The sequence below is a fragment of the Wenzhouxiangella marina genome (assembly GCF_001187785.1).
Classification (GTDB): Bacteria; Pseudomonadota; Gammaproteobacteria; order Xanthomonadales; family Wenzhouxiangellaceae; genus Wenzhouxiangella; species Wenzhouxiangella marina.
The window spans coordinates 1537504-1559882 of sequence record NZ_CP012154.1 but is presented as its reverse complement, the minus strand read 5'-3'; the positions used below and the strand labels follow the sequence as shown (position 1 = coordinate 1559882).

The following is a 22379-nucleotide window of genomic DNA, read 5'->3' as shown; positions in this document are numbered from 1 at the left end:
AGTCATCGAGGCAGATCATGTCGAGAGTGAGCATCGTCGGTGCCGGCTTCGCGGCCCTCACCGCCATCCGCAGCCTGCGCGCCGCCGAGCCCGGGATCGAAATCGATCTGATCGCGCCGGAGGCGCGCTTCGTCTACTACCCCGGCACGATCTGGATCCCCACGGGCAAGCGCCAGACCGAGGACCTCATCGTGCCGCTGGAGGCCTTCCTGGACCGCATGCGGGTCCGCCACCATCCGGCCCGTGCCACGGGCCTGAGCGAGGATGGCCGACGTCTGCAGACCGACCGGGGCGAGATCGAAAACGACGCCCTGATCATCGCCTCGGGCGGCGGTTTTCTGGACAAGCTGCCCGGCCTGGAGCACAGCACCCTGCCCTGCGGCGGCCCGGAAGCCATCGCTCGCTACCGGGACCGCCTGCTGGCCCTCGACGGCGGCCGTCTGGCCTTCGGCTTTGCCGGCAACCCGGCCGAACCCGCCGCCATGCGCGGTGGCCCCGTGTTCGAATTCCTGTTCGGCATCGATCAATGGCTGCGTCGAAACGGCCGGCGCGATCGCTTCGAACTGAGCTTCTTCAGCCCCGCCGAGCGCCCGGGACAACGCCTCGGCCCGAAGGCCGTCGAGCGGCTGCTGAAGGAAATGCAGCGGCGTGGCATCCAGACCCACCTGGGCCAGAAGCCGAAGCGCATCAGCGAATCGGGCATCGAGATCGGTGAGGACTTCATCGAGTCCGATCTGACGATGTTCATGCCGGGGATGACCGGCAACCCCTGGTTCGACGCCACTGCCCTGCCGCGCTCACCCGGCGGCCTGATCCAGGCCGGCGAGGACTGCCGCGTGCCCGGTGTCGAGCGGGTCTTCGTGGCGGGTGACGCGGGCTCCTTCCCGGGACCGGACTGGACGCCGAAACAGGCCCATATGGCCGACCTGCAGGCCGAGTGCGCCGCCCGCAATCTCCTCGAAGCCCTGGCCGGCCGCGACACCCGCCACCGCTTCGAGACCGAACTGATGTGCATCATCGACATGTACGACCGCGGCGCCCTGGTCACGCGCAGCCGCAAGCGCGGCCTCGCCCTGCCCGCCATGCGACCCCTGCACTGGGCCAAGCGCGCCTTCGAGCGCCGCTACCTGGCCCAGTACCGGAAATGATCGGCGGCCTGCAAGAAAATCGCTCCCGGGACGGTCTGATCCATCGAAGCCCCGTCCCCTTCCCCGGCAAAGCGCAGGAGTCACACGCATGAGCAAGCAGCCCCCCGAGCGACTGCTGGAGTTGCAGCGCCGCTTCGCGGCCCACCTGCGAGACCCGGAGCATGCGCCGGCGCCGGAAGGCATCGAAGAGCGGCGCCTGGCGATCTACCGGCGCCTGTTCTTCAACAACCTCAGCAACCTCTTCGCGCGCAATTTCCCGGTCATTCGCCGCCTCCACGAAGACGCCGACTGGCAGGCCCTTATCCGGGAATTCCTGGCGGAACATCGATCCCACACGCCGATGTTCACCGAGATCGGCCGTGAATTCGTGGATTTCCTGGAGCGCCGCGGCGAGTCCGATCCCGAGCAGGCGCCCTGGCTGGCCGAGCTGGCCCACTGGGAGTTCCTCGAGACCTGCGTGCGCCTGGACGAGGCCGAGGTCGCCCCGGACGGCTGGCTGGAGTCCCTGGAAGCCGACGATCGGGTCCAGGTCAATCCGACCCTGTGTCTGGCCGAATACCGATGGCCCGTGCACCGGATCGGTCCCGAATTCCGCCCGGAGCAAGGCGAAGCGACCCTGCTGGCGGTCTATCGCCAGGGCAATGACCGGGTGGCCTTCATGCAGGTCAATCCGATCACGGCCCGCCTGCTGCAGCTGCTGCGGGGCGATGAGCAGGCCACGGCCGCCCGGGCACTCGAACGCCTGGCCGAAGAACTGGAGCGCCCGGTCGACGAACTGCTGGAGGCCAGCCGGGACCTGCTGGCCACCCTGGCCCGTCGAGGTCTCCTGCGACGCGCCTGATCGCGTCCGGATCTCGGGCCATCCCAGTGCAACCAGAAGCATTGGTAACCGGCGAGACTGCACGCTCGACACGTCCCAGCCGGTATCATGGCGCCCTTGAATCAATCACGGGATGGGCGCGCGCCCGATCATGCAGATTTCGCAACGTTTCAGAGGTTTTCTTCCGGTCGTCGTCGACGTCGAGACCGGCGGTTTCAACCCGGCCACCGACGCCCTGCTCGAGCTGGCCATGTGCATCATCGAGATGGACGAGGACGGCTGGCTTCACCCGGGTGAAGTCAAGGTGCGCCACCTCGCGCCCTTCGAAGGCGCCAATATCGAGCAGGCCGCGCTGGAGTTCAACGGCATCCGCCCCGACCATCCATTGCGCCCCTCGATCAGTGAAGAGGAAGGACTCCGCAGCCTGCTCAAGCCGGTTCGCCAGGCCTTGCGCGACACGGACTGCAAGCGCGCGGTCCTGGTCGGGCACAACGCGCACTTCGATCTGAGCTTCCTCAACGCCGCGATCGAACGGGTCGGCTACAAGCGCAACCCCTTCCACCCCTTCAGCTGCTTCGACACCGCCACCCTCGGCGGCCTGGCCTATGGTCAGACGGTGCTGGCCCGCGCCGTCGATGCTGCCGGCCTGGACTGGGACAGCAGCCAGGCGCACTCGGCGGCCTACGACACGGAGCGCACGGCCAGCCTGTTCTGCACCATCGTCAACCGATGGCGGCATCTGCAGGAGCTGGAATAGACAAGACCGGAACCGGAACCGAGATCGACTTGAACACGTTCCGTTCCACAACCATGTTGCATAATGCCGTGAGCACTGGTGCTCAAGCGGCCCAGTTTCATTCATTCAAGCCTGCAAGGAGTCGAACACCATGGCTTTTACCCTTCCCGAACTGCCCTACGCCAAGGACGCCCTCGAGCCGCACATCTCGGCCGAAACCCTCGAGTACCACTACGGCAAGCACCACCAGACCTACGTGGACAAGCTCAACGGCCTGGTCGAAGGCACCGCCGACGCGGACAAGTCGCTGGAAGACATCATTCGTTCCTCCTCCGGTGGCCTGTTCAACAACGCCGCCCAGGTCTGGAACCACACCTTCTACTGGCACTGCCTGGCCCCGAACGGTGGCGGCGAGCCGGGTGGCGCGCTGGCCGAACTGATCGACCGTGACTTCGGCAGCTTCGCCGCATTCAAGGAGCAGTTCACGCAGACCGCGATCAACACCTTCGGCTCCGGCTGGGCCTGGCTGGTGCAGAACCCGGACGGCAAGCTGGCCATCACCTCGACCAGCAACGCCGAGACCCCGCTGACCGGCAGCGCCAAGCCGCTGCTGACCTGCGATGTCTGGGAGCACGCCTACTACATCGACTACCGCAACGCCCGTCCGAAGTACATGGACGCGTTCTGGAATCTGGTCAATTGGGACCACGTCGCCGCCCAGCTGAGCTGATCGGCCAAGCACGCGAGCCAAGGGAGCCACCCGGCATGTCGCATCTGTTCAATACCTATGCCCGCATGCCGGTCTCCCTGGTTCGCGGCGAAGGCGCCTGGCTGTACGATGACCAGGGTCGCCGCTATCTCGATGCCTTGAGCGGCATCGCCGTGTGCAGCCTCGGCCATGCGCACCCGCGCATCGCCGAGGCGATCGCCGATCAGGCACGCACCCTGATCCACACGGCCAATATCGTCCATATTCCCCAGCAGGAAGCCCTGGCCGACGCGCTGGCCGAGATCAGCGGCATGGACCGCGCCTTCATCGCCAACTCCGGTGCCGAAGTGGTCGAATGCGCGCTGAAGCTGGCCCGCCGTCACGCCACCGAACGCGGCGTCGACCAACCGGCCGTGCTGGTCGCCAGTCACAGCTTCCACGGCCGCACCCTGGCCGCGCTCAGCGCTTCCGGCAATGCCGCCATCCAGGCCGGCTTCGGCCCCCTGGTCGGCGGCTTCATCCGCGTCCCCTTCGGTGACCTCGACGCCGCCCGTCAGGCCTTCGAGGACCACCCGGAACTGGTCGCCGCCCTGGTCGAACCCGTGCAGGGCGAAGGCGGGGTGCGACCCGCGCCGGAAGGCTACCTGGCCGGCCTCGGCAAACTGTGCAAGGAGCACGATGCCCTGCTGATGCTCGACGAGATCCAGTCGGGCATGGCGCGCACCGGCCGATGGTTCGCGTTCCAGCACGATCCGGACGTCCGGCCCGACGTCGTCACTGTGGCCAAGGCCCTGGGCAATGGCGTGCCCATCGGTGCCTGCCTGGCGCGGGAGGAAGTCGCTGCCCTGCTCGCACCGGGCGCCCATGGCACGACCTTCGGCGGCAATCCCCTGGCCTGCCGAGCAGCGCTGGAAGTGATCTCCGTGATGCGCGAACTCGATCTGCCGGCTCGGGCCGCTGCCCGCGGCGAGCAGTTGATGAAGCGCCTGCATGACGCTCTTAACTCGCACCCGAACGTGGTCGAGGTGCGCGGCCAGGGGCTGATGGTCGGCGTCGAGCTGAGCGAGAACGTGCCGGAACTGAAGGACCGGGCCATGGAACGCGGCCTGATCATCAACGTCACCCAGGGCAATACGATCCGCCTGCTGCCGCCCCTGATCGTCGACGAAGCCCAGGTCGATCAGATCGCCGACACGGTCATCGAGTTGATCCGGGAGCGCTTCCCGGCATGACGCTCGACGTTCGCGACATCGTCCTGGGCTACGAGAACACCCCGGTCATCCGCGGACTGAGCTTCCATCTCGCCGAAGGTGAAATCGGCTGCCTGCTCGGCGCCTCGGGCTGTGGCAAGACCACCGCCCTGCGCGCCATCGCCGGCTTCGAAGCCATCACCGAGGGCGAAATCCACGTCGGCGGCAAGCTGGTCAGCTCGCCGAACAAGCGCGTGGCCCCCGAAAAGCGCAACGTCGGCATGGTCTTCCAGGACAATGCCCTGTTTCCGCACCTCGACGTGGCCGGCAACATCGCCTTCGGCCTCCGCCGCCTGGCCAGTGCCGAGCGCGAGCGGCGTATCCGTCAGCTGCTCGACCTGACCGGCCTGACGGGCCTGGACCGTCGCTACCCGCACGAACTCTCCGGCGGACAGCAGCAGCGCGTCGCCCTGGCCCGGGCACTGGCACCCGAGCCTTCCGTGCTGCTGATGGACGAACCCTTCTCGAACCTGGACACGCGGCTTCGGCGGCGCATGGGTGAAGAGATTCGCGGCATGCTCAAGGCCCGCGGCACGACCACCCTGCTCGTCACCCATGACCAGCAGGAAGCCTTCGCCCTGGCCGACCGGATCGGCCTGCTCAAGGACGGCCGCATGCTGCAGTGGGATTCGCCCTACCAGCTCTATCACCGTCCGGCCTCACGCTACGTCGCCGCCTTCACCGGCCGCGGGAGCTATCTGAAGGCGCATATCGAAGGCGATCGCCTGGTGCATGCGCTGGGAGATTCGGAGCTACCGGACGAGCGGCCGCCCGGCGAGGAAGTGGCGCTGCTGATCCGGCCCGACGACATCCGCCCCGATCCCGGCGGCACCCATGCCCGGGTCGTGGCGCGACAGTTTCAGGGGGCGGACATTCTCTATCGCCTGCGACTGGACAGTGGCGAGGAAGTCAGCGCCCTGTTCCCCAGCCATGACGATTTCGAAGTCAATTCGGCGATCGGCGTCGAGCTCGACGCCCAGCACCTGGTGCTGTTTCCCGCCGATCAGCCCAGCGCACCCAGCGCCCTGTCGAGCCACGGCGCCCACTGACGATCCAGGCGGGACTTGACCGTCTCGACTCGTTCGATCAGCTGATCACGGTCCGCGGCCACGATCGTCGCGTGACCGACCTTGCGACCCGGGCGCGCCTGCTTTCGGTAATCGTGCCAGCTCAGGCCCGGCACCTCGAGCAGGCGCTCGATGGACGGCAGCGCACCGATCCAGTTGAGCATGATCGACTCGCCGCGAGCTGCCGTGCTGCCCAGCGGCAGATCGGCCACGGCACGCAGGTGGTTCTCGAACTGGGAGGTCTCGGCCCCCTCGATGGTCCAGTGCGCCGAGTTGTGCACCCGCGGCGCGAATTCGTTGGCCAGCAGGCCCGAGTCAGCCGCAAACAGCTCGAGGGTCAGGCATCCGACGTAGTCGAGATGATCGAGCAAGCGCTTCAGACGGGCCTGGGCCTCGGTCACGGTCGGTTCGGGAAGTCGCCCCGGCGCCAGGGTAACGCGCAGGATGCCGTCGGCATGCAAGGTCCAGCTGGGCGGATAGAAACGCACCTCACCGCTGGCCGACCGCACCGCCGTCAGGGCGCATTCGTGCTCGAAGGGCACCCAGCCCTCGAGGACGAGGGAGTTCCCACCGAGCGCCGCCCAGGCGGGCTCGAGATCCTCCGGGCCGCGCAGCACGGCCTGGCCCTTGCCGTCGTAGCCGAAGCGCCGCGTCTTCAGCACGGCTGGGTAGCCGATCCGCTCGAGTGCAGCGAGCAGCTCCGGCCGGCTGTCCACGGCGGCAAAGGGTGCCAGCGGAATCTCGAGCTCCTCGAACAGCTGCTTTTCGGTCAGGCGATCCTGCGCCGCGGCGAAGGCCGACGGGGCGGGTCGCACGGTCTGCCGCTCGGCCAGGGCCTCGAGCACCTCGGCCGACACGTTTTCGAAATCACAGGTCAGGCGATCGCAGGCCGCCAGTTCCGTGCGTTCCGGCGCGGACGCCCAGTCATCGACCAGCAGCTGGCCATGGTGGCCCGCGCAGGCATCGGCGGCCGGATCGAGGAACACGAAGTCCATGCCCAGAGGTGCGCCTGCCTGGGCCATCATCGCGGCCAGCTGGCCGCCACCGAGGATACCGATCTTCACGACTGGCCTGGACGATCGTCGGCCAGCACACGCTCGGTCTGGGCCCGGCGCCAGGCCCGATAGCGCGCCTGGATGGCCGGATCGAAGCTGCCCAGCATGGCGGCGGTCCACAGGGCGGCATTGATCGCGCCGGCCTTGCCGATGGCCATCGTGCCGACGGGCACGCCGCCAGGCATCTGCACGATCGAGAGCAGGGAATCGACGCCGTTGAGGGTGCGTGACTGGACCGGCACGCCGATCACCGGCAGCTCGGTCTTGGACGCGACCATGCCCGGCAGATGCGCCGCACCGCCAGCGCCGGCGATGATCACTTTCAGCCCCCGTTCGGCCGCCTGCTCGGCGTACTCGAACATTCGATCGGGCGTGCGATGTGCCGACACCACCCGCGTCTCGTGGCCGATCTCCAGGGCTTCGAGGGTCTCGGCCGTGTGCCGCAGGGTGTCCCAATCACTCTGGGAACCCATGATGATGCCCACCTGCACTGCTTGATCCATCTCGACGTCCTTGCCCCGTCGGGGAAAACGCTCAATATTATCAGGGCCAGCAGCCGAGCGAAACGCCGCTGAGCACCTCCGCCAAGGTAGAATGACGCCCATGACGCTTCCAGACCACCTTCTCGATATCCTCTGCTGCCCGGTCAGCCACGAGCCCCTGCTGCCCTTGTCCCGTGACCGCCTGAAGAAGCTCAATCGAGCCATCGAACAGGGCGGGGTCGAAACCGTCGACCATCAGCCGGTCAAGGAGCCTCTGAACGCAGCGCTGATCACTCGCAACCACAAGGTGATCTATCCGATCGTCGACGGCATTCCGGTGCTGCTCGCCGAACGTGGCATCGGAACTACCCAGTTCGACGAAGCCCTTTGAATCCCCTCGATTCGAGCATCGATCGCGACGTTCAGCTCGCGCTGGACGAAGACATCGGCCCCGGCGATGCGTCGGCGGCGCTGATCCCGGAAGCGACCCGCATGCGCGCCACCCTGATCAGCCGCGATGCCGGCGTGATGGCAGGCCGCGCCTGGGCCGAGCGCGCCTTCGAGCGTTGCGGCCTCGATGCCGGAGATTGTCGGTGGGAGGTCGAGGACGGCGACGCGCTCGAAGCCGGTCGGATCCTGGCCCGCTTCGATGGCCCGGCGCGGGCCCTGCTGACCGCCGAGCGCACGGCCCTGAATTTCATCCAGCTGCTGTCCGGCATCGCGACCCGAACGGCGGCCTATGTCGCGGCGGTGGACGGCACTGGCACGAAGATTCTCGACACGCGCAAGACCCTGCCGGGCCTGCGCGTGGCCCAAAAGTACGCGGTGCGCGTCGGCGGCGGTCACAACCACCGTCTCGGCCTCTACGACCTGATCATGCTGAAGGAGAACCACATCGCCGCCGCCGGGGGCATCGCACCGGCCGTGGCCGCGGCACGGAACCGGTTCCCCACCCTGGCCGTGGAGGTCGAGGTGGAGACCCTCGACGAGCTCGATCAGGCCCTGCAGGCGCGCGCCGACCGCATCATGCTCGACAATTTCAGCCTCGAGGCCCTGGCCGAGGGCGTAGCTCGGGCGAATGGCCAGGCGATCCTCGAAGCCTCCGGCAACGTCACCCTGGATACGGTGCGGACGATCGCCGAGACCGGCGTCGACGAGATCTCCGTCGGGGAGCTGACCAAGCGGATCACCCCGCTGGATCTGTCGCTGCGCTTTTCCGACTGATTCCTTCCCCCGTCGGCCGGATCAAACGGCCTCGATGTTCCCCTTGATCCAGCGCGCCCGCGCCTGGATGGCTTCGACTTCCTCCGACGACTTGCGGTCGACGTTGCGATACATCATCCGCATGCGATGGTTGGCCTCGAAGCGCTCCCGATGGCGGATCAGGAAGTCCCAGTACAGGGCATTGAAGGGACAGGCCTGCTCACCCACCGTCTCCTTGACCGAGTAGGCGCAGCCCTTGCAGTAATTGCTCATGCGATCGATGTACTTGCCGCTGGCCGCATAGGGCTTGGAAGCGAGCAGACCGTCGTCCGCGTGCATCACCATGCCCAGGGTATTGGGTAGCTCGACCCAGTCGTAGGCGTCCGTGTACACGGCCAGGTACCAATCGCAGATTTCCTTCGGAATCACCCCGAGCAGCAGGGCGAAGTTGCCGGTCACCATCAAGCGCTGGATGTGGTGGGCGTAGCCATTGCGCCGGGTCGCTTCGATGGTCGAGCGCAGACAGTGCATGCGCGTCCGGCCCGTCCAGTACCAGCCAGGCAGCGGCTGATCGTTGCCAAGGGCGTTGCGCTCGGCATAGTCCGGCATTTTCATCCAGTAGATACCGCGCACGTACTCCCGCCAGCCGATGATCTGGCGGATGAAGCCTTCGACCGCATTGATCGGCGCGCTGCCCGAGCGCCAGGCCGATTCGGCCGCGTCGCAGGCTTCGCCCACCGACAGCAGCCCCAGGTTCAGACTGCTCGAGATCCGGCTGTGGAACAGATAATCCTGCTCGTCGTGCATGGCGTCCTGATAGTCCCCGAACAGGGGCAGCGCCTTGTCGATGAAGTGCGTCAGCGCCCGCCGGGCCTGCGCGCGAGTGACCGGCCAGTCGAAGCCCTCGGCCTCGCCGAAACCCTCGATCACGCCGGCCAGATCGCCGACCACCTCCTGCACCACCTCATCGGGCTGGAAATGCATGGGCTCGGGCGGCGCCGGCTCCCCGGGCCAGCGCTTGCGGTTGTCCTTGTCGAAATTCCATTGACCGTCGACGGGTTCGTCGCCGTCCATCAGGTAGCCGGTCTTGCGGCGCATCTGGCGATAGAACAGCTCCATCCGGAGCTGCTTGCGTCCCTTCGCCCAGCCTTCGAAGTCCTCGAGCGGGCAGAGAAAACGCGTGTCAGGCAGCACCGTCACCGGCACACCCAGCTCGCGCTCCCATGCCCGGACCTGTTCGAGCACCCGCCATTCCCCCGGCCAGCTGACGACCACCTCGTCGATGTCGCGCCCCTCGAGGCCGGCCCTGAGCAGATCCGTGAAGGAACGGATCTCCGAGCCCGCCGCGAAGCGATGGTAGTCGAGCCGCCAGCCCTGCTCGTTCAGCTCCCGGGCGAAATGCCGCATGGCCGAAAAGACCAGCATGATCTTCTGGATGTGATGGTCGACATAGCTGGCCTCGTCGGCCAGCTCGCCCATCAGCAAGCGGTCCTTGCTCGGGTCCAGGGCCGCGAGGACCGCGTGATCCAGATTGAGCTGGTCGCCGAAGATCAATCCCAGCTTGGCCATGGCCTATTCCACGTGAATTCCAGTCGAGCGGCGGAGCCTAGCAGCGGGATGGGCAGGGTGATGTCGACGAGGCGCCGGAATTGACCACGGTCAAGTCTCTTTCACCTGACGACTCGTACCATTCACTCATCGATTGCCCCAAACCACTCAACACTGGAGAACGAACAATGAAACGCCTCAGCCTGCTTGCCGCAGCCACCCTCCTGTCCACCGGTGCCATGGCCCAATCCCAGGGCGACTGGATCGTCCGCGCTGGCGCGGGCTGGGTCAATCCGACCGGTGACAGCAACAGCCTGAACTTCGAAGGCAGCCGTCTGGACGGCTACCAGATCGACGTGCAGGACCAGCTGGGTTTCGTCATCAATGCCACCTACATGGCCACCAACAACATCGGCCTGGAAGTCCTGGCCGCCGCGCCCTTCAAGCATGACATCGAAGGCGATAACGTTCTGGGGGGTCTCGGCGAGCTCGGCTCCACCCGTCACCTGCCGCCGGTCCTGAGCGTGCAGTACCACTTCGCACCGGACGCCAACTTCCGCCCCTACGCCGGCGTTGGCGTCAACTGGACGCTGTTCTTCGACGAGAAGGCCAATGACACCCTGCACCAGGGCATCATCGGCACCTCCAATGCCCTGCTGGGCACGGACTACACGGGCGGCAGCACGAGTCTGTCGATCGACGACAGCTTCGGTCTGGCCTTCCAGATCGGCGCCGACTGGCAGATCAGCGATGCCTTCTTCCTGAACTTCGACCTGCGCTGGATCGACATCGAGGCCGATGCCAAGCTGACCACGCGCACCGAGGACGGTCAGGGCTTTGCCACCACCCTGACGAGCCGGATTACCCACGACATCGATCCGATCGTCTTCTCGACCACGCTGGGCATGCGTTTCTAAGACGTCCCCGGCATACGGAACCCGGGCCACCCCTCCCGTTGGCCCGGGTTCCACCCCCACCCCGTCCCAGGGGTATAGAATTCCGACCCTTGACGCAGAAAAAGCGAATCACGCATGGGTCCGGCCACTCGCTACCTCGACATCGATCAGCCCCACACGCTCTACCGCGGCGACAAGCTGCCCGGCCTGCGCCTGGCCTGGGAAAGCTGGGGTGAACTCGATGCGGATCGCTCCAACGCCATCCTGATCTTCACGGGCCTGTCCCCGGGCGCGCACGCCGCGTCGAGCAAGCGCGACCCCGAGCCGGGCTGGTGGGAAGCGATGATCGGCCCCGGACGACCGATCGACACCGAGCGCTTCTTCGTGCTCTGCGTCAACTCGCTGGGTTCCTGCAAGGGCTCGACGGGCCCGGCCAGCATCAACCCGGACACCGGGCGCCCCTGGCGCCTGCATTTTCCCGAGCTGGCCATCGAGGACATCGCCCGCGCATCGAAGCTGGTCGTCGACCACCTCGGCATCGAGCAACTGCACGGCATTCTCGGCCCGTCGATGGGCGGCCTGACCGCCATGGCCTGGCTGAAGCTCTTTCCCCAGACCACCCGAAACGTGGCGCTGATCTCGACCGCCTGCTCGGCCACGCCCTTCGCGATTTCGATCCGGTCCCTGCAGCGCGAGGCCATCGTAACGGACCGGAATTTCAAGGACGGGCACTACACGGACGACGACTGGCCCGAAGTCGGCATGCGCCTGGCACGCAAGCTCGGCATGATCACCTACCGCTCGGCCACCGAATGGCAGCAGCGCTTCGGTCGCAAGCGCCAGGACTACTTCCCTCAGACCCTGTTCGGCATGCGCTTCGAGGTCGAGTCCTACCTGGAAACCCACGCCCGCAAGTTCGTCGGCCAGTTCGACCCCTGCTGCTACCTGTATCTGTCCCGGGCCATGGACTGCTTCGATGCCTGCGATTCCGACGAGAGCCTGAAGGCCCTGTTCGACCGCAGCTTCAGCGGCAAGGCCCTGGTCATCGGCGTGGAAAGCGATTTCCTGTTCCCCATCCACCAGCAGCAGGAACTCGCCGCGGCGCTGGAGGCCAGCGGCTCGGAGGTGAGCTACCACGCCCTGCCTTCGGTGCAGGGACACGATGCCTTTCTGGTAGACTTCGACAGGTTTGGACCGCCGATCAGGGAGTGGCTGGAATGAGCGTCGAATTCAAGGGCAAATCGAAGATGATCGAGCGGATTTCCGAGGCCGTCGACCGCGACTGCCCCCGGGAAATCACCAATCGTCTCCGCCAGGTCCTGTGCGATCTGGTTCAGGATTCCGAGGTTCAGCTGCCCGACTGCGTGTTCGAGCATCACCCGGACCACTACTGCCGCCGCCTGCTCCACCAGGACGACAAGCTCGGCTACACGGTCCTGGCCATGACCTGGGGCCCCGGCCAGTCCACCCCGGTCCACGATCACGCCGGCATGTGGTGCGTAGAAGCCGTCTGGCACGGCGAGATCGAGGTCGTCCAGTACGAACTGCTCGAGCAGCGCGAGGATCAATTCCACCTGGAGCCGCGCACCACCATGCGCACCGGCGTGGGCAGCGCGGGCAGCCTGATCCCGCCGCACGAATACCACACGATCGCCAATCCGGATCAGTCCCAGCCGGCCGTCACCCTGCACATCTACGCCGGCGAAATGGACTGCTGCTGCATCTTCGAACAGACCGGTGAAGACTGGTATCGGCGCCAGTCCCGCCACCTGAGCCTCGACGCCGCCTGAGCCCTGGCCGTCCGGATTCAGGCTTTACAAGGCTCGCCCCAGAGCCGAAAATAGCGCTCCCCCTGCCGGGGTGGCGGAACTGGTAGACGCGCCGGACTCAAAATCCGGTTCTGGAAACAGAGTGCGGGTTCGATTCCCGCCCCCGGCACCATCCCCCAATCATCTACTCTCCTGAACTCAAGGATCCTGGCGGCGTCCGTCGCGGCCCGAGCGCCGGGATTCCGCGCGCTGGCGGGTCTGGGCGCGGCTGGGGGCGCGGGATTCGCTTTGCACCCGGGCCGGACGCTCGGCGCGGGGCCTGGGCGCTTCGCTGCGCGCGGGGGCTGCGCTGGCGCGGCGGGGCGCGGAACGCTGGACGCGTTCGGGGTTCGGTGCCGGACGGCGCGCCGGCTCGCTGCGCCGTGGCGTCTGGGCGCGGACCGCCGGGCGGTCGTCACGGGACATCGAGCGCGTGTTGCGGCCGCGCTCCGGCAGCCCCTGGGGAGCCCGGGAGCGCTCGACGGTGAAGTCCGAAGGCGATCGGCTGCGCTCCACCCGGCGCTCGCGCTGCACGGCACGTGAGGAGGTGCGCGCCTCGACCTGGGCTCGGCGCGATTCCGAGCGTGTCACCGAGGCCCGTTCCCGCGTCGCGCTTCTGGCGTCCCGGGCATCGCGACCGCGGCGATCCTGCAGTCGCTCACTCGCCTGCCCGTTACCACGCAGGCGCGGCTCGGACTGGGTGCGGACCCGCTCGGTCCCGGCCAGCACGCGCTGACTGCGGTCCGGCGAGGTCTGACGCTCTCTCAGATTGAGCTCACGGCGCTGGGACTGCGCCCAGCGGCGCTGGTCGCCCACCGGACGGGCGTGCCGCTCAGCGCGGCGCTCAGCCCGTTCCACGCGCGCAACGAAGCGGGCCTCGTCGATGCGGCGGTGATAGGCGACGCCGCGGCGATGATGAGGGTTGTGGCGCCAGTGCCGGGCTTCACGGTAGCGGGCGACTTCGCGACCTGAGCGGAAATGCCGCCCGCGCGGATAATGATGGTGGTGCACGACCACGACCTCGCGACGCGCCCAGTGGAAGGAGCTGAAGTAGAAGCTCGGCGCGATGCGGTAGCCCGTGCCCCAGTAGAAGCTCACGCCGATGCTCGGGCGACGGTAGTGCCAGACCACCGGCGGATAGGCATCCCACCACCAGCTGCCGTAGACCACGTAGGGGTCGTAGTACGGCACGTAGACCGTGCGGGTTCGGGCCGGCTCGATGTAGATCACCCGCTCTTCGCGCACGACTCGCACGTGCTCGTTGCTGCGGAGATGACCCTGGGCATAGGCTCGATCGCGCAGGTCCTGGATGGCGGCGATCACCTCACCCTCCTGGATCAGGAAGGCATCGCCCAGACGCTGGGTCCATTCGATGTCCTCATCCATGCGCGCCAGCAGCTCGGGAAAGGCCGTCAGGGCCTTGACGCTGGGATCCCAGTCGAAATCCTCGACGGCGATGACGGCCGCTTCGCCGGACAGGTCCGGGTTCTCCAGGGACCATCTCGCCGCCTGCACCACTTCCAGCGGATAGGTCGCCGCGATCAGCACGTGGGACAGGACGCTGTCCGGGTACAGGGCGATCGGGGCCAGCATGGCATCCAGTTCGGCCTGGCTGAAGGGCTCTTCCTGGGCGGAAACGGCCGGCACGAACAGGGTCGTGGCCAGGCCAAGGGCAAGAATCCAGCGTCTGAAAGTCTGCATTTCGTCATCCTCCTGGCAGTCAAGTGGACTGCTTCAGGATCCTTTGTATCAGGGCCTGCCTGAAGCGTTGCTGAACGAAGTCCGCACTCCTCATTACGAAAAAGGGCGGACCTTTCGGCCCGCCCTGCTTCGAAAACGACTGTCGCGCTGGTGATTACAGGTCGCGGGCGACCCGGAATCCGACGCGCATGTCGGTGCTTTCGTCGGCACTGGACAGGCGGAAGGCCGAGCGCGCCATGGCCGGCGTGCTGGACCAGGCGCCGCCCTTGATGACGTGGCGGTCGCAGCCGGGGTTGACCCAGGCCGAACCATCGTCCGGGGCGCGCACGAAGCTGTCGTGCCAGCAATCGCCCAACCACTCCATCACGTTGCCGCCCATGTCATAGAGGCCGAAGGGGTTGGCACGCAGGCTGGCCACGGGGGCCGGGCCCCAGAAACCGTCGGTGTAGCGACGGAAGGCCACGTTCCAGCTGGCGTTGGTCGGCGAGGAATCGCCGTCGCCGGTGAGGTTTTCCGTGTTGTCTTCAGGCGACTCCTCACCCCACCAGTACGGAGACTGGCTGCCGGCGCGCAGCGCATACTCGAACTCCGCCTCCGACGGCAGGCGATAGTTGCGCCCGGTCTCCTCGCTCAGCCAGCGGACGTAGGCCTGGGCGTCGTTCCAGGACACGTGAACCACCGGCAGGTCCGGCGCGGCTTCTTCGCCGATGTAGTCGTTGCGCCAGGTGATCCGGATCTTGCTGTCCATGCGGCCGGTGCGCGGATCGTAGATACGCGACTGCCCTTCCCGCTCGGCGTCGGTGCGGTAGCCGGTGGCGTTGACGAAGGCCTCGAACTGAGCGACCGTTACTTCCGTACGGCCCAGCGCGAAACCGCGCTCGAAGGTCACGCGATGGCGCGGACCCTCGTTGCCGAAGCGATCGGCCTCGGAGTCCGGGGAACCCATCATGAAGCTGCCTGCGGGGACGACCACCAGGTCGGGACCGGGCGCTGAACTGCTCTCCAGGGTATCGTTGAAGACCTGACCCGGCTCCAGGCTGCCGTAGAGGCGCGCATCGGACAGGGACATCTGCAGGGACTCGATGCGATCGCGCTCGTAATCCAGCGCCAGCAGGCGGGTGATCAGGCTTTCGGCCTCGTCGTAGTTGCCGGCGTCGATGGCCGCGACGACCTGACCGTCCAGGTCATCGAGGTAGCGAACGCGGAAATCGGACATGCTGGCACGCGCTTCGGCCACCGCCTCGGGATCGTCACGCACCTGGCCGGCCTGCTCGAGCATGGCCTCGGCGGCTTCGAAGTCGAGATCCTGGGCCAGTTCGAGCGCTCGGGCAAGGATCGCGTCATAGGTGTTGTTCAGACCGGTCTGGGCGGCCGCGTTGCCAGGATCGAGGGCCAGCGCCTGCTGGTAGAGATCGTTGGCGCTGTTGCCTTCCGGCGTCACGAAATTGCCTTCCGCAAGCGCGGCCGCGGCGCGCGCCAGGGCGTTGGCCAGATTGCTGCGACGCGCCGCTTCGTTCTGCACCTGGGCAATGATGGGCTGCTCGGGCTCGAACACCTCGATGACGTTGACCAGACGCTGGGCCTGATCCAGATTGCCGGCGTTGAGCGCCGCGCGTGCGTCCGCGGCCACGTCGGCCATCAATGCCCGGAGTTCGGCCTGGATGTCCGGGTCCTCCGGAACGAAGGCCCGGCGCGTCAGCAGATTCTGCAGTGCGGCATCCTGCTCCGGATCCGGCAGACTGACCTCCGGCTGCGGCGTCGCCTGCACCGGCGTCTCGAAGGTCGGAATGTCCATGGAGAACTCGCTGTCGCCGCCACCCACCATGTCGCCAAGCCGGCGAACACTGCGGTCTTCGCGGTCTTCCTCCTGAGAGGCGCCAGCACCCGTCTGTTCCTGATCGGCGTTGTCCTGGGCCATCAGCCCGGTGGCGAAGGTCGCCAGGGCAAATGCCAGCATGAATACTCTAGTCTTCATCAAGACCCCTTGAGTCGATGGTGGATTGGAAAATACTACGAATGATGATTGTCTGTAGACTGTCAAGTCGATTTCGAGCTCCCGTGCGCCAAAAATAGCCGATTCGGCGGTCTCGAACAACTCCAATCCCCTTATCTGCGCGAGGAAATACGCGATCCATGTCACATCTTCGGCCCAGCGCCACGCCGAGCGCTTCGACCCTCGAGCTCGCCCGACAAGCCACCGAGCAGGCCCGTTTTCTGGCGCCGGAGGAGGGCCTGAGCGGCCCGGCGAGCCGATGGACGCAGGCCAGAGTCATTGGCCTGGACACCGAATTCGTGCGCGAGCGCACCTTCTACCCACGCCCGGGGCTGATTCAGATCCATGACGGCCAGGAGACCTGGTTGATCGACCCGATCGGCCGCGAGGACGTGACCGCGCTGACCGAACTCATGAACGACCCGGACTCGATCAAGGTCTTCCACAGCGTGGGCGAAGACCTGGAGATCATGCAGCTGGTCGCAGGGGCCGTCCCTTCGCCCCTGTTCGACACGCAGATCGCCGCCGCCATGCTGGGCTTCCCGCTCCAGTGCCGCTACGAAGTACTGGTCCAGGAGTGCTTCGGCGTCGAACTGGCCGGCGGCCAGGCGCGATCGGACTGGTGCAAGCGCCCGCTGTCCGCCACGCTGCTGCACTACGCCGCCAGCGACGTGGTCTGGCTGCCGGAACTGCAGGCCTTGCTGGAAAAAGCGCTGGAGAAGGCCGGTCGACTGGGCTGGCTTCAGGAAGACTGCCAACGCCTGGTGGACGCCGCACGCAATGGCGATGAGAAAGTCCCACTGCTCAGGGTCAAAGGCGCAGGCCGCCTCGACGAGCTCGGACTGGGCTGGCTCGACCGCTTCTCGACCTGGCGGGAGCAACAATGCCGCAAGCGCGATCTGCCTCGCAGCTTCGTCCTGCGCGATGAGGTCCTGGTCGACATTGCAGAGCGCGCCGCTCGCGGTCAGACGATCGAGGCGCTCGATGCGCTACCGCCGCGCGAACGCCGTCGCTACGGCAATGAGCTTGAAGCGCTGCTCCAGGACACTCCACAGCCGATCACACGGCCCCTGGAGCTGATCCGCCTGGAACCGAAGCAACGCGATGCGATCAAGGCCGCACAGGCCGAAGTGCGACGGATTGCCGAGGAGCTCGGCGTCGACCCTGCCCTGCTCGCCAGCAAGCGCGAACTGACCCGGCTGCTGTTCGGCGAACGCCCCGACTGGGCCGACGGCTGGCGAGGCGAATGGATCGGCCATCTGGGGCCGGAGGCATGAAGCGCCTCTGATAAAATAGCCTCTTCAGAGAATGCCCCGGTAGCTCAGTAGGATAGAGCAGCCGCCTCCTAAGCGGCAGGTCGCAGGTTCGACTCCTGCTCGGGGCACCATTTCATCCGTTGTCGCGAACCCCACCAAGCCCCCCGGCCTCTCCGTTTGCGCTGTCGAACCTGCGACGAATAACAATCAGGTTCGAACCGAGCGCCGACGGCGCGAGCTCGCGATCGCGAAGCGAACGCCCGAAGGGCCGGTGGACACCGTCCACCGAGCACTCCTGCTCGGGGCACCATTTCATCCGTTGTCGCGAACCCCACCAAGCCCCCCGGCCTCTCCGTTTGCGCTGTCGAACCTGCGACGAATAACAATCAGGTTCGAACCGAGCGCCGACGGCGCGAGCTCGCGATCGCGAAGCGAACGCCCGAAGGGCCGGTGGACACCGTCCACCGAGCACTCCTGCTCGGGGCACCATTCCATCGCTTGTCGCGCACCCCACCAAGCCCCGCGCCTCTCCGTTTGCACTGTCGAACCTGCGACGAATAGCAATCAGGTTCGAACCGAGCGCCGACGGCGCGATTCGCCCTCCGTCCACTCCGCCGGCAGGCCGGGCTCAGCCGCGGGCAAACTCGACGAAGCGCTCGAGCCAGGCGCCCACCTGATCTCTCAGTTTGGCATCCACCTCCCCGTCTCCCAGCACCGTTCCCGCCCGGGACACCCGCAGGAAGTCCGGGAACAGGTTCACCCCCAGCTGGCGCAGATTGATCAGGGCGCCGGATTGGGCCATGGCGGTTCCCCAGGCGCCCGGGGTGGCACCGGCCAGCGCCGTGGGGCGGTGCCCGAAGGTGGGCTTCATTTCCTCACCGGGCCGCGTCAGCCAGTCCAGCGCATTCTTGAGCACGCCAGGCATGGCCCCGTTGTACTCGGGCGTGATCAGGATCAGGCCATCGGCGGCCTTGATCTCCCCTCTGAGGGCTTCCACGGCTTCGGGGATGCCCCGGGCTTCCTCGTCGTCGGCGTTGTAGAGCGGAATGCCGTGCAGGCCCTTCAGAACCACCTCGCACCCGGCAGGCGACAAATCGGCCATCAGCCGGCCAAGGCGAGTGTTGAAGGAGGCCTGGCGCAGGCTGCCTGAGATCGCGACCAATTTCATGTTGAAAGCTCCGGATTAGAGGACGCCAGCGAGGATAGCCCAGCGGTCACTGAAGGGATGTCAACGGCGCAGCTTCGCCACAACGGCCCCGGCCAGTGCCGAGTACAATGCGCGTTTGATCCGTAAGACAAGCAAGCAACACAACCAACTAGAGGAGCCACACGCCATCATGGGAATGCTAGCGGGCAAGAAGGCCCTGATCGTCGGGGTTGCCAGCCCCCGCTCCATCGCCTGGGGCATCGCCGAGGCGATGCACCGCGAGGGCGCGGAACTGGCCTTTACCTACCAGACCGAAAAACTCAAATCACGCGTGGACAAGATCGCCGAGCAGACTGGCTCGAAGCTGGTCATGCCCCTCGATGTCGCAGAGGACGAGCAGATCGACGCGGTCTTCCGGACCCTGGGTGAGCACTGGGATGGCCTGGACATCATCGTGCATGCCGTGGGATTCGCTCCCCGCGAGCAGCTCGAGGGCGAGTTCGCCGACGTAATCGACCGCGAGGGTTTCCGCATCGCGCATGACATCTCGGCCTACAGCTTCGCCGCTCTGGCGCGGGCCGGCCGCGACATGATGCGTGGGCGCAACGGCTCGCTGCTGACCCTGTCCTACCTGGGTGCCGTGCGCGCCATGCCCAGCTACAACGTGATGGGCCTGGCCAAGGCCTCGCTGGAATCCTGTGTCCGCTATCTGGCGCACGGCCTCGGGCCGGAGGGGACCCGCGTGAACGGCATCTCGGCCGGACCGATCAAGACCCTGGCCGCGGCCGGGATCTCCAAGTTCCGGTCGATGCTCGATCATGTCGAAACCACGGCCCCCCTGCGCCGCAGCGTGACGCCGGAAGACGTCGGCAATGTCGCCGCCTTCCTGTGTTCGGATCTGGCCTCGGGCGTGACCGGCGAGATCACCTACGTGGACGCCGGCTACAACATCGTGGGCATGGCCGGTCTGGAATGAGCCGCCCGGCCTTCGGACCACAAAAAAAGCCCCGGCAGGACCGGGGCTTTTTGTTGTCCAGTGAAGGGGCCTCGATCAGAGGCGCTCCTCCATGACTTCGATCTCGGTGTTGGAGCGAAGGTACTCGACCAGACCGGCGATCTCGTAGTCGCTGCGGATGAAGCGAAGCTGCTGCGCGGCGCCGCTGCGCTCGGCTTCGCTGGCGGCCGCCGGGTCACCGTCGACCACGGCATCCAGTCGGACCAGGGCAAAATCACGCCCCTTGTCGAGGATGTCGTACACGGACTCACCGGCCGGACGCGGCAGACGGAAGACTTCACGGACGAAGTCCAGGCCTTGCTCGAAGTCGAAGCGGCCCATGGCCTCGACGGTCTCCAATGTCAGGCCTTCTTCCTCGGCCAGGGTCTCGAAGCTGGCGACCTCACCCGATTCGATACGCGCCAGCAGGGCATCCGCCCGGGCCCGCGCCAGATCGGCCGCGCCTTCCAGACGCAGACGCTCGCGGATGCCGTCGCTGACTTCCTCCAGCGGACGCACGACCGAGGGCAGGTGCTCCTCGAGCTTGATCACGATCGAGCGGTTCTCGTCGTATTCGATCGGGTCCGAAACGGCGCCGTCGAGCAGCACCCGATCCGAGAAGGCGGCCTCGACCACCTGAGGATTGGAGAGCGGAGCCACACCGCCCATCCGGGTGATGGGCTCACCGGTCTGGATTTCCACGCCCAGCGCCTCGGCCAGCGGCTCCAGGCTGCTGTCGTCGGCGTAGATCAGGTCGATCAGACGCTCGGACTGCTCTTCATAGAGGCGCTCGGACTCGATGTCCACGTATTCGGCCAGGATCTCGTCGCGGGCTTCTTCGAAGCTCATGCCCTGCGGCTCTCGAATCTCGCCGAGACGGATCACATGCCAGCCGAAGCGCGATTCGACGACCTCGCTGATCTCGCCCGGTTCGGACAGGGCAAACAGCGCCGACTCGAAGGCCTCGACCATCTGATCACGCTCGACCAGTCCCAGGTCACCGCCCTGAGCGGCGGAACCCGGGTCGTCGGAATACTCCATCGCCAGCGCCGAGAAATCCTCGCCGTCGAGGAGCCGCTGTCGAATTTCGGCCGCCAGCGCAGCGGCTTCTTCGTTGCTGCGCTCCTGACCGGCCGTGATCAGGATGTGCGCGGCTTCGCGCGCTTCCGGCGTCAGATAGCGCTGACTGGCCGCCTCGTAGCGCTGGCGCAGCTCTTCCTCGGACAGGCCGAGTTCGTCGCGGAAATCATCGGCGGACAGTTCGATCCAGGACAGACGAACCTGCTCCTGGGTGCGGAAGTCGTTGGGGTTGTCGGCGTAGAACTGCTCGACATCGGCCTCGGTGATCTCGACCTGCTCCTCGAAATCCGCCGGAGCGATGGTGGTATAGACCAGGTCACGGGTCTGCTGACGCAGGCGAATGATCTGATCGATCTCGGCTTCCGTCGGCGTAGCCGACGCACTCAGCGAAGACGGTAGCGCATTGACCAGCAGATCTTCGCGCAATTCCTGTTCGAACACGCGCGGAATCCGTCCGCTGGCCCGAAGCACCTGACGGTACTGATCCTGATTGAACTGGCCATCGACCTGGAAGGCGGGAATTTCCAGGATGATGTCCAGGATGGCCTGGTCGCTGACCGCCAGCCCAAGCGTATCGGCATGCTGACGCAGCAGCAGCTGATCGATCATGCCTTCCAGGTGTTCGCGACGAACGATCGGCTGGTTGGTCGCGATCTCGTCATAGGCATCACCCTGTTGCTGGCGCAGGTTGGCCCGATACTGGGCGAAGCTGGTCTGGAATTCCGTCGTGGTGATCTTGTCCTCACCCACGATTGCCACAGCGTCTTCCGGAACCCGCTGGATGTAGCTTTCCAACCCGACGAAGATGAACGGGATGGCCAGCAGGCCGAGGATGACGATGGCGACAAGTCCGGTTACACGGTCACGAATGGCCTGAAGCATGGTGGTAGTGAATCCTTGAGGAAACGAGCTGTGCGTGTCAGCGCTTGAAAGGAGAAATCAACCTCTTCAAACGAACAGGGCGCCTCGAGGGCGCCCTGCAGTGTAATGGCGGAGTGGACGGGACTCGAACCCGCGACCCCCGGCGTGACAGGCCGGTATTCTAACCAACTGAACTACCACTCCTAAAAAACCTGGTGGGTGCTGGAGGGCTCGAACCTCCGACCCTCGCCTTGTAAGGGCGATGCTCTCCCAGCTGAGCTAAGCACCCCGGGCGTAAGCCCGTTATTTTATCGCGTCTTTGAAGCCTTTACCAGCCTTGAATGACGGATTTTTCGATGCCTTGATCTTGATCGTCTCGCCAGTGGCCGGATTGCGACCGGTACGAGCAGCACGCTCCTTCACGGAGAAGGTGCCGAAGCCGACCAGAGACACGCTGTCACCCTTCTTCAGGGCCGCGGTGATGCTGTCGATCGTGGCTTCCAGGGCGCGCTGAGCGTCTGCCTTGGTCAGTCCCGCGCCGTCGGCAATGCTGTCGATGAGTTCAGTCTTGTTCATTGAGTCTTGCTCCAAATCGATTCTTGTGGATATTCACGCAGCGGCCAGC

At 66.1% G+C, this 22379-nt stretch carries 21 protein-coding genes and 4 tRNA genes; 15 read left to right on the top strand and 10 right to left on the bottom strand.

The annotated features are described in order from the left end of the window. Positions 1 to 17: 17 nt before the first annotated feature. The 6 genes from WM2015_RS06490 (at position 18) to WM2015_RS06465 (ending at position 5712) form a co-directional block, all read left to right on the top strand. A complete protein-coding gene (locus WM2015_RS06490) occupies positions 18 to 1148 on the top strand; it encodes an NAD(P)/FAD-dependent oxidoreductase (protein WP_049725283.1) in 1131 nt (376 codons plus the stop codon). Between the two features lie 88 nt (positions 1149 to 1236). Then, the gene (locus WM2015_RS06485; RefSeq protein ID WP_049725282.1) at positions 1237 to 1989 is read left to right on the top strand and encodes an HvfC family RiPP maturation protein; all 753 of its coding nucleotides are present in this window, start codon (positions 1237 to 1239) and stop codon (positions 1987 to 1989) included. 130 nt (positions 1990 to 2119) lie between these two features. Then, on the top strand, positions 2120 to 2725 hold the full coding sequence (rnt, locus tag WM2015_RS06480; protein ID WP_211260970.1) for a ribonuclease T: 606 nt from the start codon (positions 2120 to 2122) through the stop codon (positions 2723 to 2725). A gap of 130 nt (positions 2726 to 2855) precedes the next feature. After that, positions 2856 to 3434: a superoxide dismutase gene (locus WM2015_RS06475; RefSeq protein ID WP_049725280.1), complete on the top strand. Its 579-nt coding sequence runs from the start codon at positions 2856 to 2858 to the stop codon at positions 3432 to 3434. 35 nt (positions 3435 to 3469) lie between these two features. Further along, entirely contained in the window at positions 3470 to 4645 is a 1176-nt protein-coding gene (locus WM2015_RS06470) for an aspartate aminotransferase family protein (RefSeq protein WP_049725279.1), read from the top strand. After that, positions 4642 to 5712, top strand: coding sequence for an ABC transporter ATP-binding protein (locus WM2015_RS06465; RefSeq protein ID WP_049725278.1), 1071 nt, complete (start codon positions 4642 to 4644; stop codon positions 5710 to 5712). Before WM2015_RS06470 ends, WM2015_RS06465 begins: the two co-directional genes overlap by 4 nt. Here WM2015_RS06465 and WM2015_RS06460 read toward each other — a convergent pair. After that, the gene (locus tag WM2015_RS06460; RefSeq protein ID WP_082169523.1) at positions 5667 to 6794 is read right to left on the bottom strand and encodes a 5-(carboxyamino)imidazole ribonucleotide synthase; all 1128 of its coding nucleotides are present in this window, start codon (positions 6792 to 6794) and stop codon (positions 5667 to 5669) included. The genes WM2015_RS06465 and WM2015_RS06460 overlap by 46 nt on opposite strands. Continuing rightward, positions 6791 to 7288, bottom strand: coding sequence for a 5-(carboxyamino)imidazole ribonucleotide mutase (gene purE, locus WM2015_RS06455; protein WP_049725277.1), 498 nt, complete (start codon positions 7286 to 7288; stop codon positions 6791 to 6793). Before purE ends, WM2015_RS06460 begins: the two co-directional genes overlap by 4 nt. Positions 7289 to 7388: 100 nt before the next feature. Here purE and WM2015_RS06450 point away from each other — a divergent pair, with 100 nt between their 5' ends. Continuing rightward, positions 7389 to 7658 carry a Trm112 family protein gene (locus tag WM2015_RS06450; RefSeq protein ID WP_049725276.1) on the top strand — a complete coding sequence of 90 codons (270 nt, stop codon included), beginning with the start codon at positions 7389 to 7391 and terminating at the stop codon, positions 7656 to 7658. Beyond that, on the top strand, positions 7655 to 8491 hold the full coding sequence (nadC, locus tag WM2015_RS06445) for a carboxylating nicotinate-nucleotide diphosphorylase (protein WP_049725275.1): 837 nt from the start codon (positions 7655 to 7657) through the stop codon (positions 8489 to 8491). Before WM2015_RS06450 ends, nadC begins: the two co-directional genes overlap by 4 nt. A 21-nt stretch (positions 8492 to 8512) precedes the next feature. On the opposite strand, the gene WM2015_RS06440 is transcribed toward nadC, so the two are convergent. Then, positions 8513 to 10039, bottom strand: coding sequence for a cryptochrome/photolyase family protein (locus tag WM2015_RS06440; RefSeq protein ID WP_049725274.1), 1527 nt, complete (start codon positions 10037 to 10039; stop codon positions 8513 to 8515). A gap of 167 nt (positions 10040 to 10206) precedes the next feature. On the opposite strand from WM2015_RS06440, the gene WM2015_RS06435 reads away from it, so the two are divergent. From WM2015_RS06435 to WM2015_RS06420, 4 genes are all read left to right on the top strand, one after another. Beyond that, positions 10207 to 10935, top strand: coding sequence for an OmpW/AlkL family protein (locus WM2015_RS06435; RefSeq protein WP_049725273.1), 729 nt, complete (start codon positions 10207 to 10209; stop codon positions 10933 to 10935). Positions 10936 to 11049: 114 nt separating this feature from the next. Continuing rightward, the gene (metX, locus tag WM2015_RS06430) at positions 11050 to 12135 is read left to right on the top strand and encodes a homoserine O-acetyltransferase MetX (protein ID WP_049725272.1); all 1086 of its coding nucleotides are present in this window, start codon (positions 11050 to 11052) and stop codon (positions 12133 to 12135) included. Further along, a complete protein-coding gene (locus WM2015_RS06425; RefSeq protein WP_049725271.1) occupies positions 12132 to 12704 on the top strand; it encodes a cysteine dioxygenase family protein in 573 nt (190 codons plus the stop codon). Before metX ends, WM2015_RS06425 begins: the two co-directional genes overlap by 4 nt. 64 nt (positions 12705 to 12768) lie before the next feature. Continuing rightward, positions 12769 to 12855, top strand: a tRNA-Leu gene (locus WM2015_RS06420). Between the two features lie 26 nt (positions 12856 to 12881). On the opposite strand, the gene WM2015_RS06415 is transcribed toward WM2015_RS06420, so the two are convergent. Together WM2015_RS06415 and WM2015_RS06410 are read right to left on the bottom strand one after the other, a co-directional pair. Beyond that, positions 12882 to 14423 carry a DUF3300 domain-containing protein gene (locus tag WM2015_RS06415; protein WP_049725270.1) on the bottom strand — a complete coding sequence of 514 codons (1542 nt, stop codon included), beginning with the start codon at positions 14421 to 14423 and terminating at the stop codon, positions 12882 to 12884. A gap of 154 nt (positions 14424 to 14577) precedes the next feature. After that, the gene (locus tag WM2015_RS06410) at positions 14578 to 16398 is read right to left on the bottom strand and encodes an SUMF1/EgtB/PvdO family nonheme iron enzyme (RefSeq protein WP_156200956.1); all 1821 of its coding nucleotides are present in this window, start codon (positions 16396 to 16398) and stop codon (positions 14578 to 14580) included. Positions 16399 to 16556: 158 nt separating this feature from the next. On the opposite strand from WM2015_RS06410, the gene WM2015_RS06405 reads away from it, so the two are divergent. Both WM2015_RS06405 and WM2015_RS06400 read left to right on the top strand, forming a co-directional pair. Continuing rightward, positions 16557 to 17693 carry a ribonuclease D gene (locus tag WM2015_RS06405; protein WP_049725268.1) on the top strand — a complete coding sequence of 379 codons (1137 nt, stop codon included), beginning with the start codon at positions 16557 to 16559 and terminating at the stop codon, positions 17691 to 17693. A 33-nt stretch (positions 17694 to 17726) separates the two neighbouring features. Beyond that, positions 17727 to 17803: transfer RNA gene (locus WM2015_RS06400), tRNA-Arg, on the top strand. Between the two features lie 497 nt (positions 17804 to 18300). Here WM2015_RS06400 and WM2015_RS06395 read toward each other — a convergent pair. Further along, positions 18301 to 18840 carry an NADPH-dependent FMN reductase gene (locus tag WM2015_RS06395; protein WP_049725267.1) on the bottom strand — a complete coding sequence of 180 codons (540 nt, stop codon included), beginning with the start codon at positions 18838 to 18840 and terminating at the stop codon, positions 18301 to 18303. A gap of 169 nt (positions 18841 to 19009) precedes the next feature. Between WM2015_RS06395 and WM2015_RS06390 the strand changes: the two genes are divergently transcribed. Then, positions 19010 to 19795 (top strand): enoyl-ACP reductase FabI, encoded by a 786-nt coding sequence (locus WM2015_RS06390; protein WP_049725266.1) that lies wholly within the window; start codon positions 19010 to 19012, stop codon positions 19793 to 19795. A gap of 75 nt (positions 19796 to 19870) precedes the next feature. Here the strand turns inward: WM2015_RS06390 and WM2015_RS06385 are convergent, their stop codons facing one another. From WM2015_RS06385 to WM2015_RS06370, 4 genes are all read right to left on the bottom strand, one after another. Further along, complete coding sequence (locus WM2015_RS06385; protein WP_049725265.1) at positions 19871 to 21775, bottom strand: SurA N-terminal domain-containing protein; 1905 nt, start codon at positions 21773 to 21775, stop codon at positions 19871 to 19873. Between the two features lie 106 nt (positions 21776 to 21881). Beyond that, positions 21882 to 21958, bottom strand: a tRNA-Asp gene (locus tag WM2015_RS06380). A gap of 9 nt (positions 21959 to 21967) precedes the next feature. Next, positions 21968 to 22043 (bottom strand) — tRNA-Val (locus tag WM2015_RS06375). A gap of 14 nt (positions 22044 to 22057) precedes the next feature. Further along, positions 22058 to 22330 carry an HU family DNA-binding protein gene (locus WM2015_RS06370; protein ID WP_049725264.1) on the bottom strand — a complete coding sequence of 91 codons (273 nt, stop codon included), beginning with the start codon at positions 22328 to 22330 and terminating at the stop codon, positions 22058 to 22060. Positions 22331 to 22379: the final 49 nt, after the last annotated feature.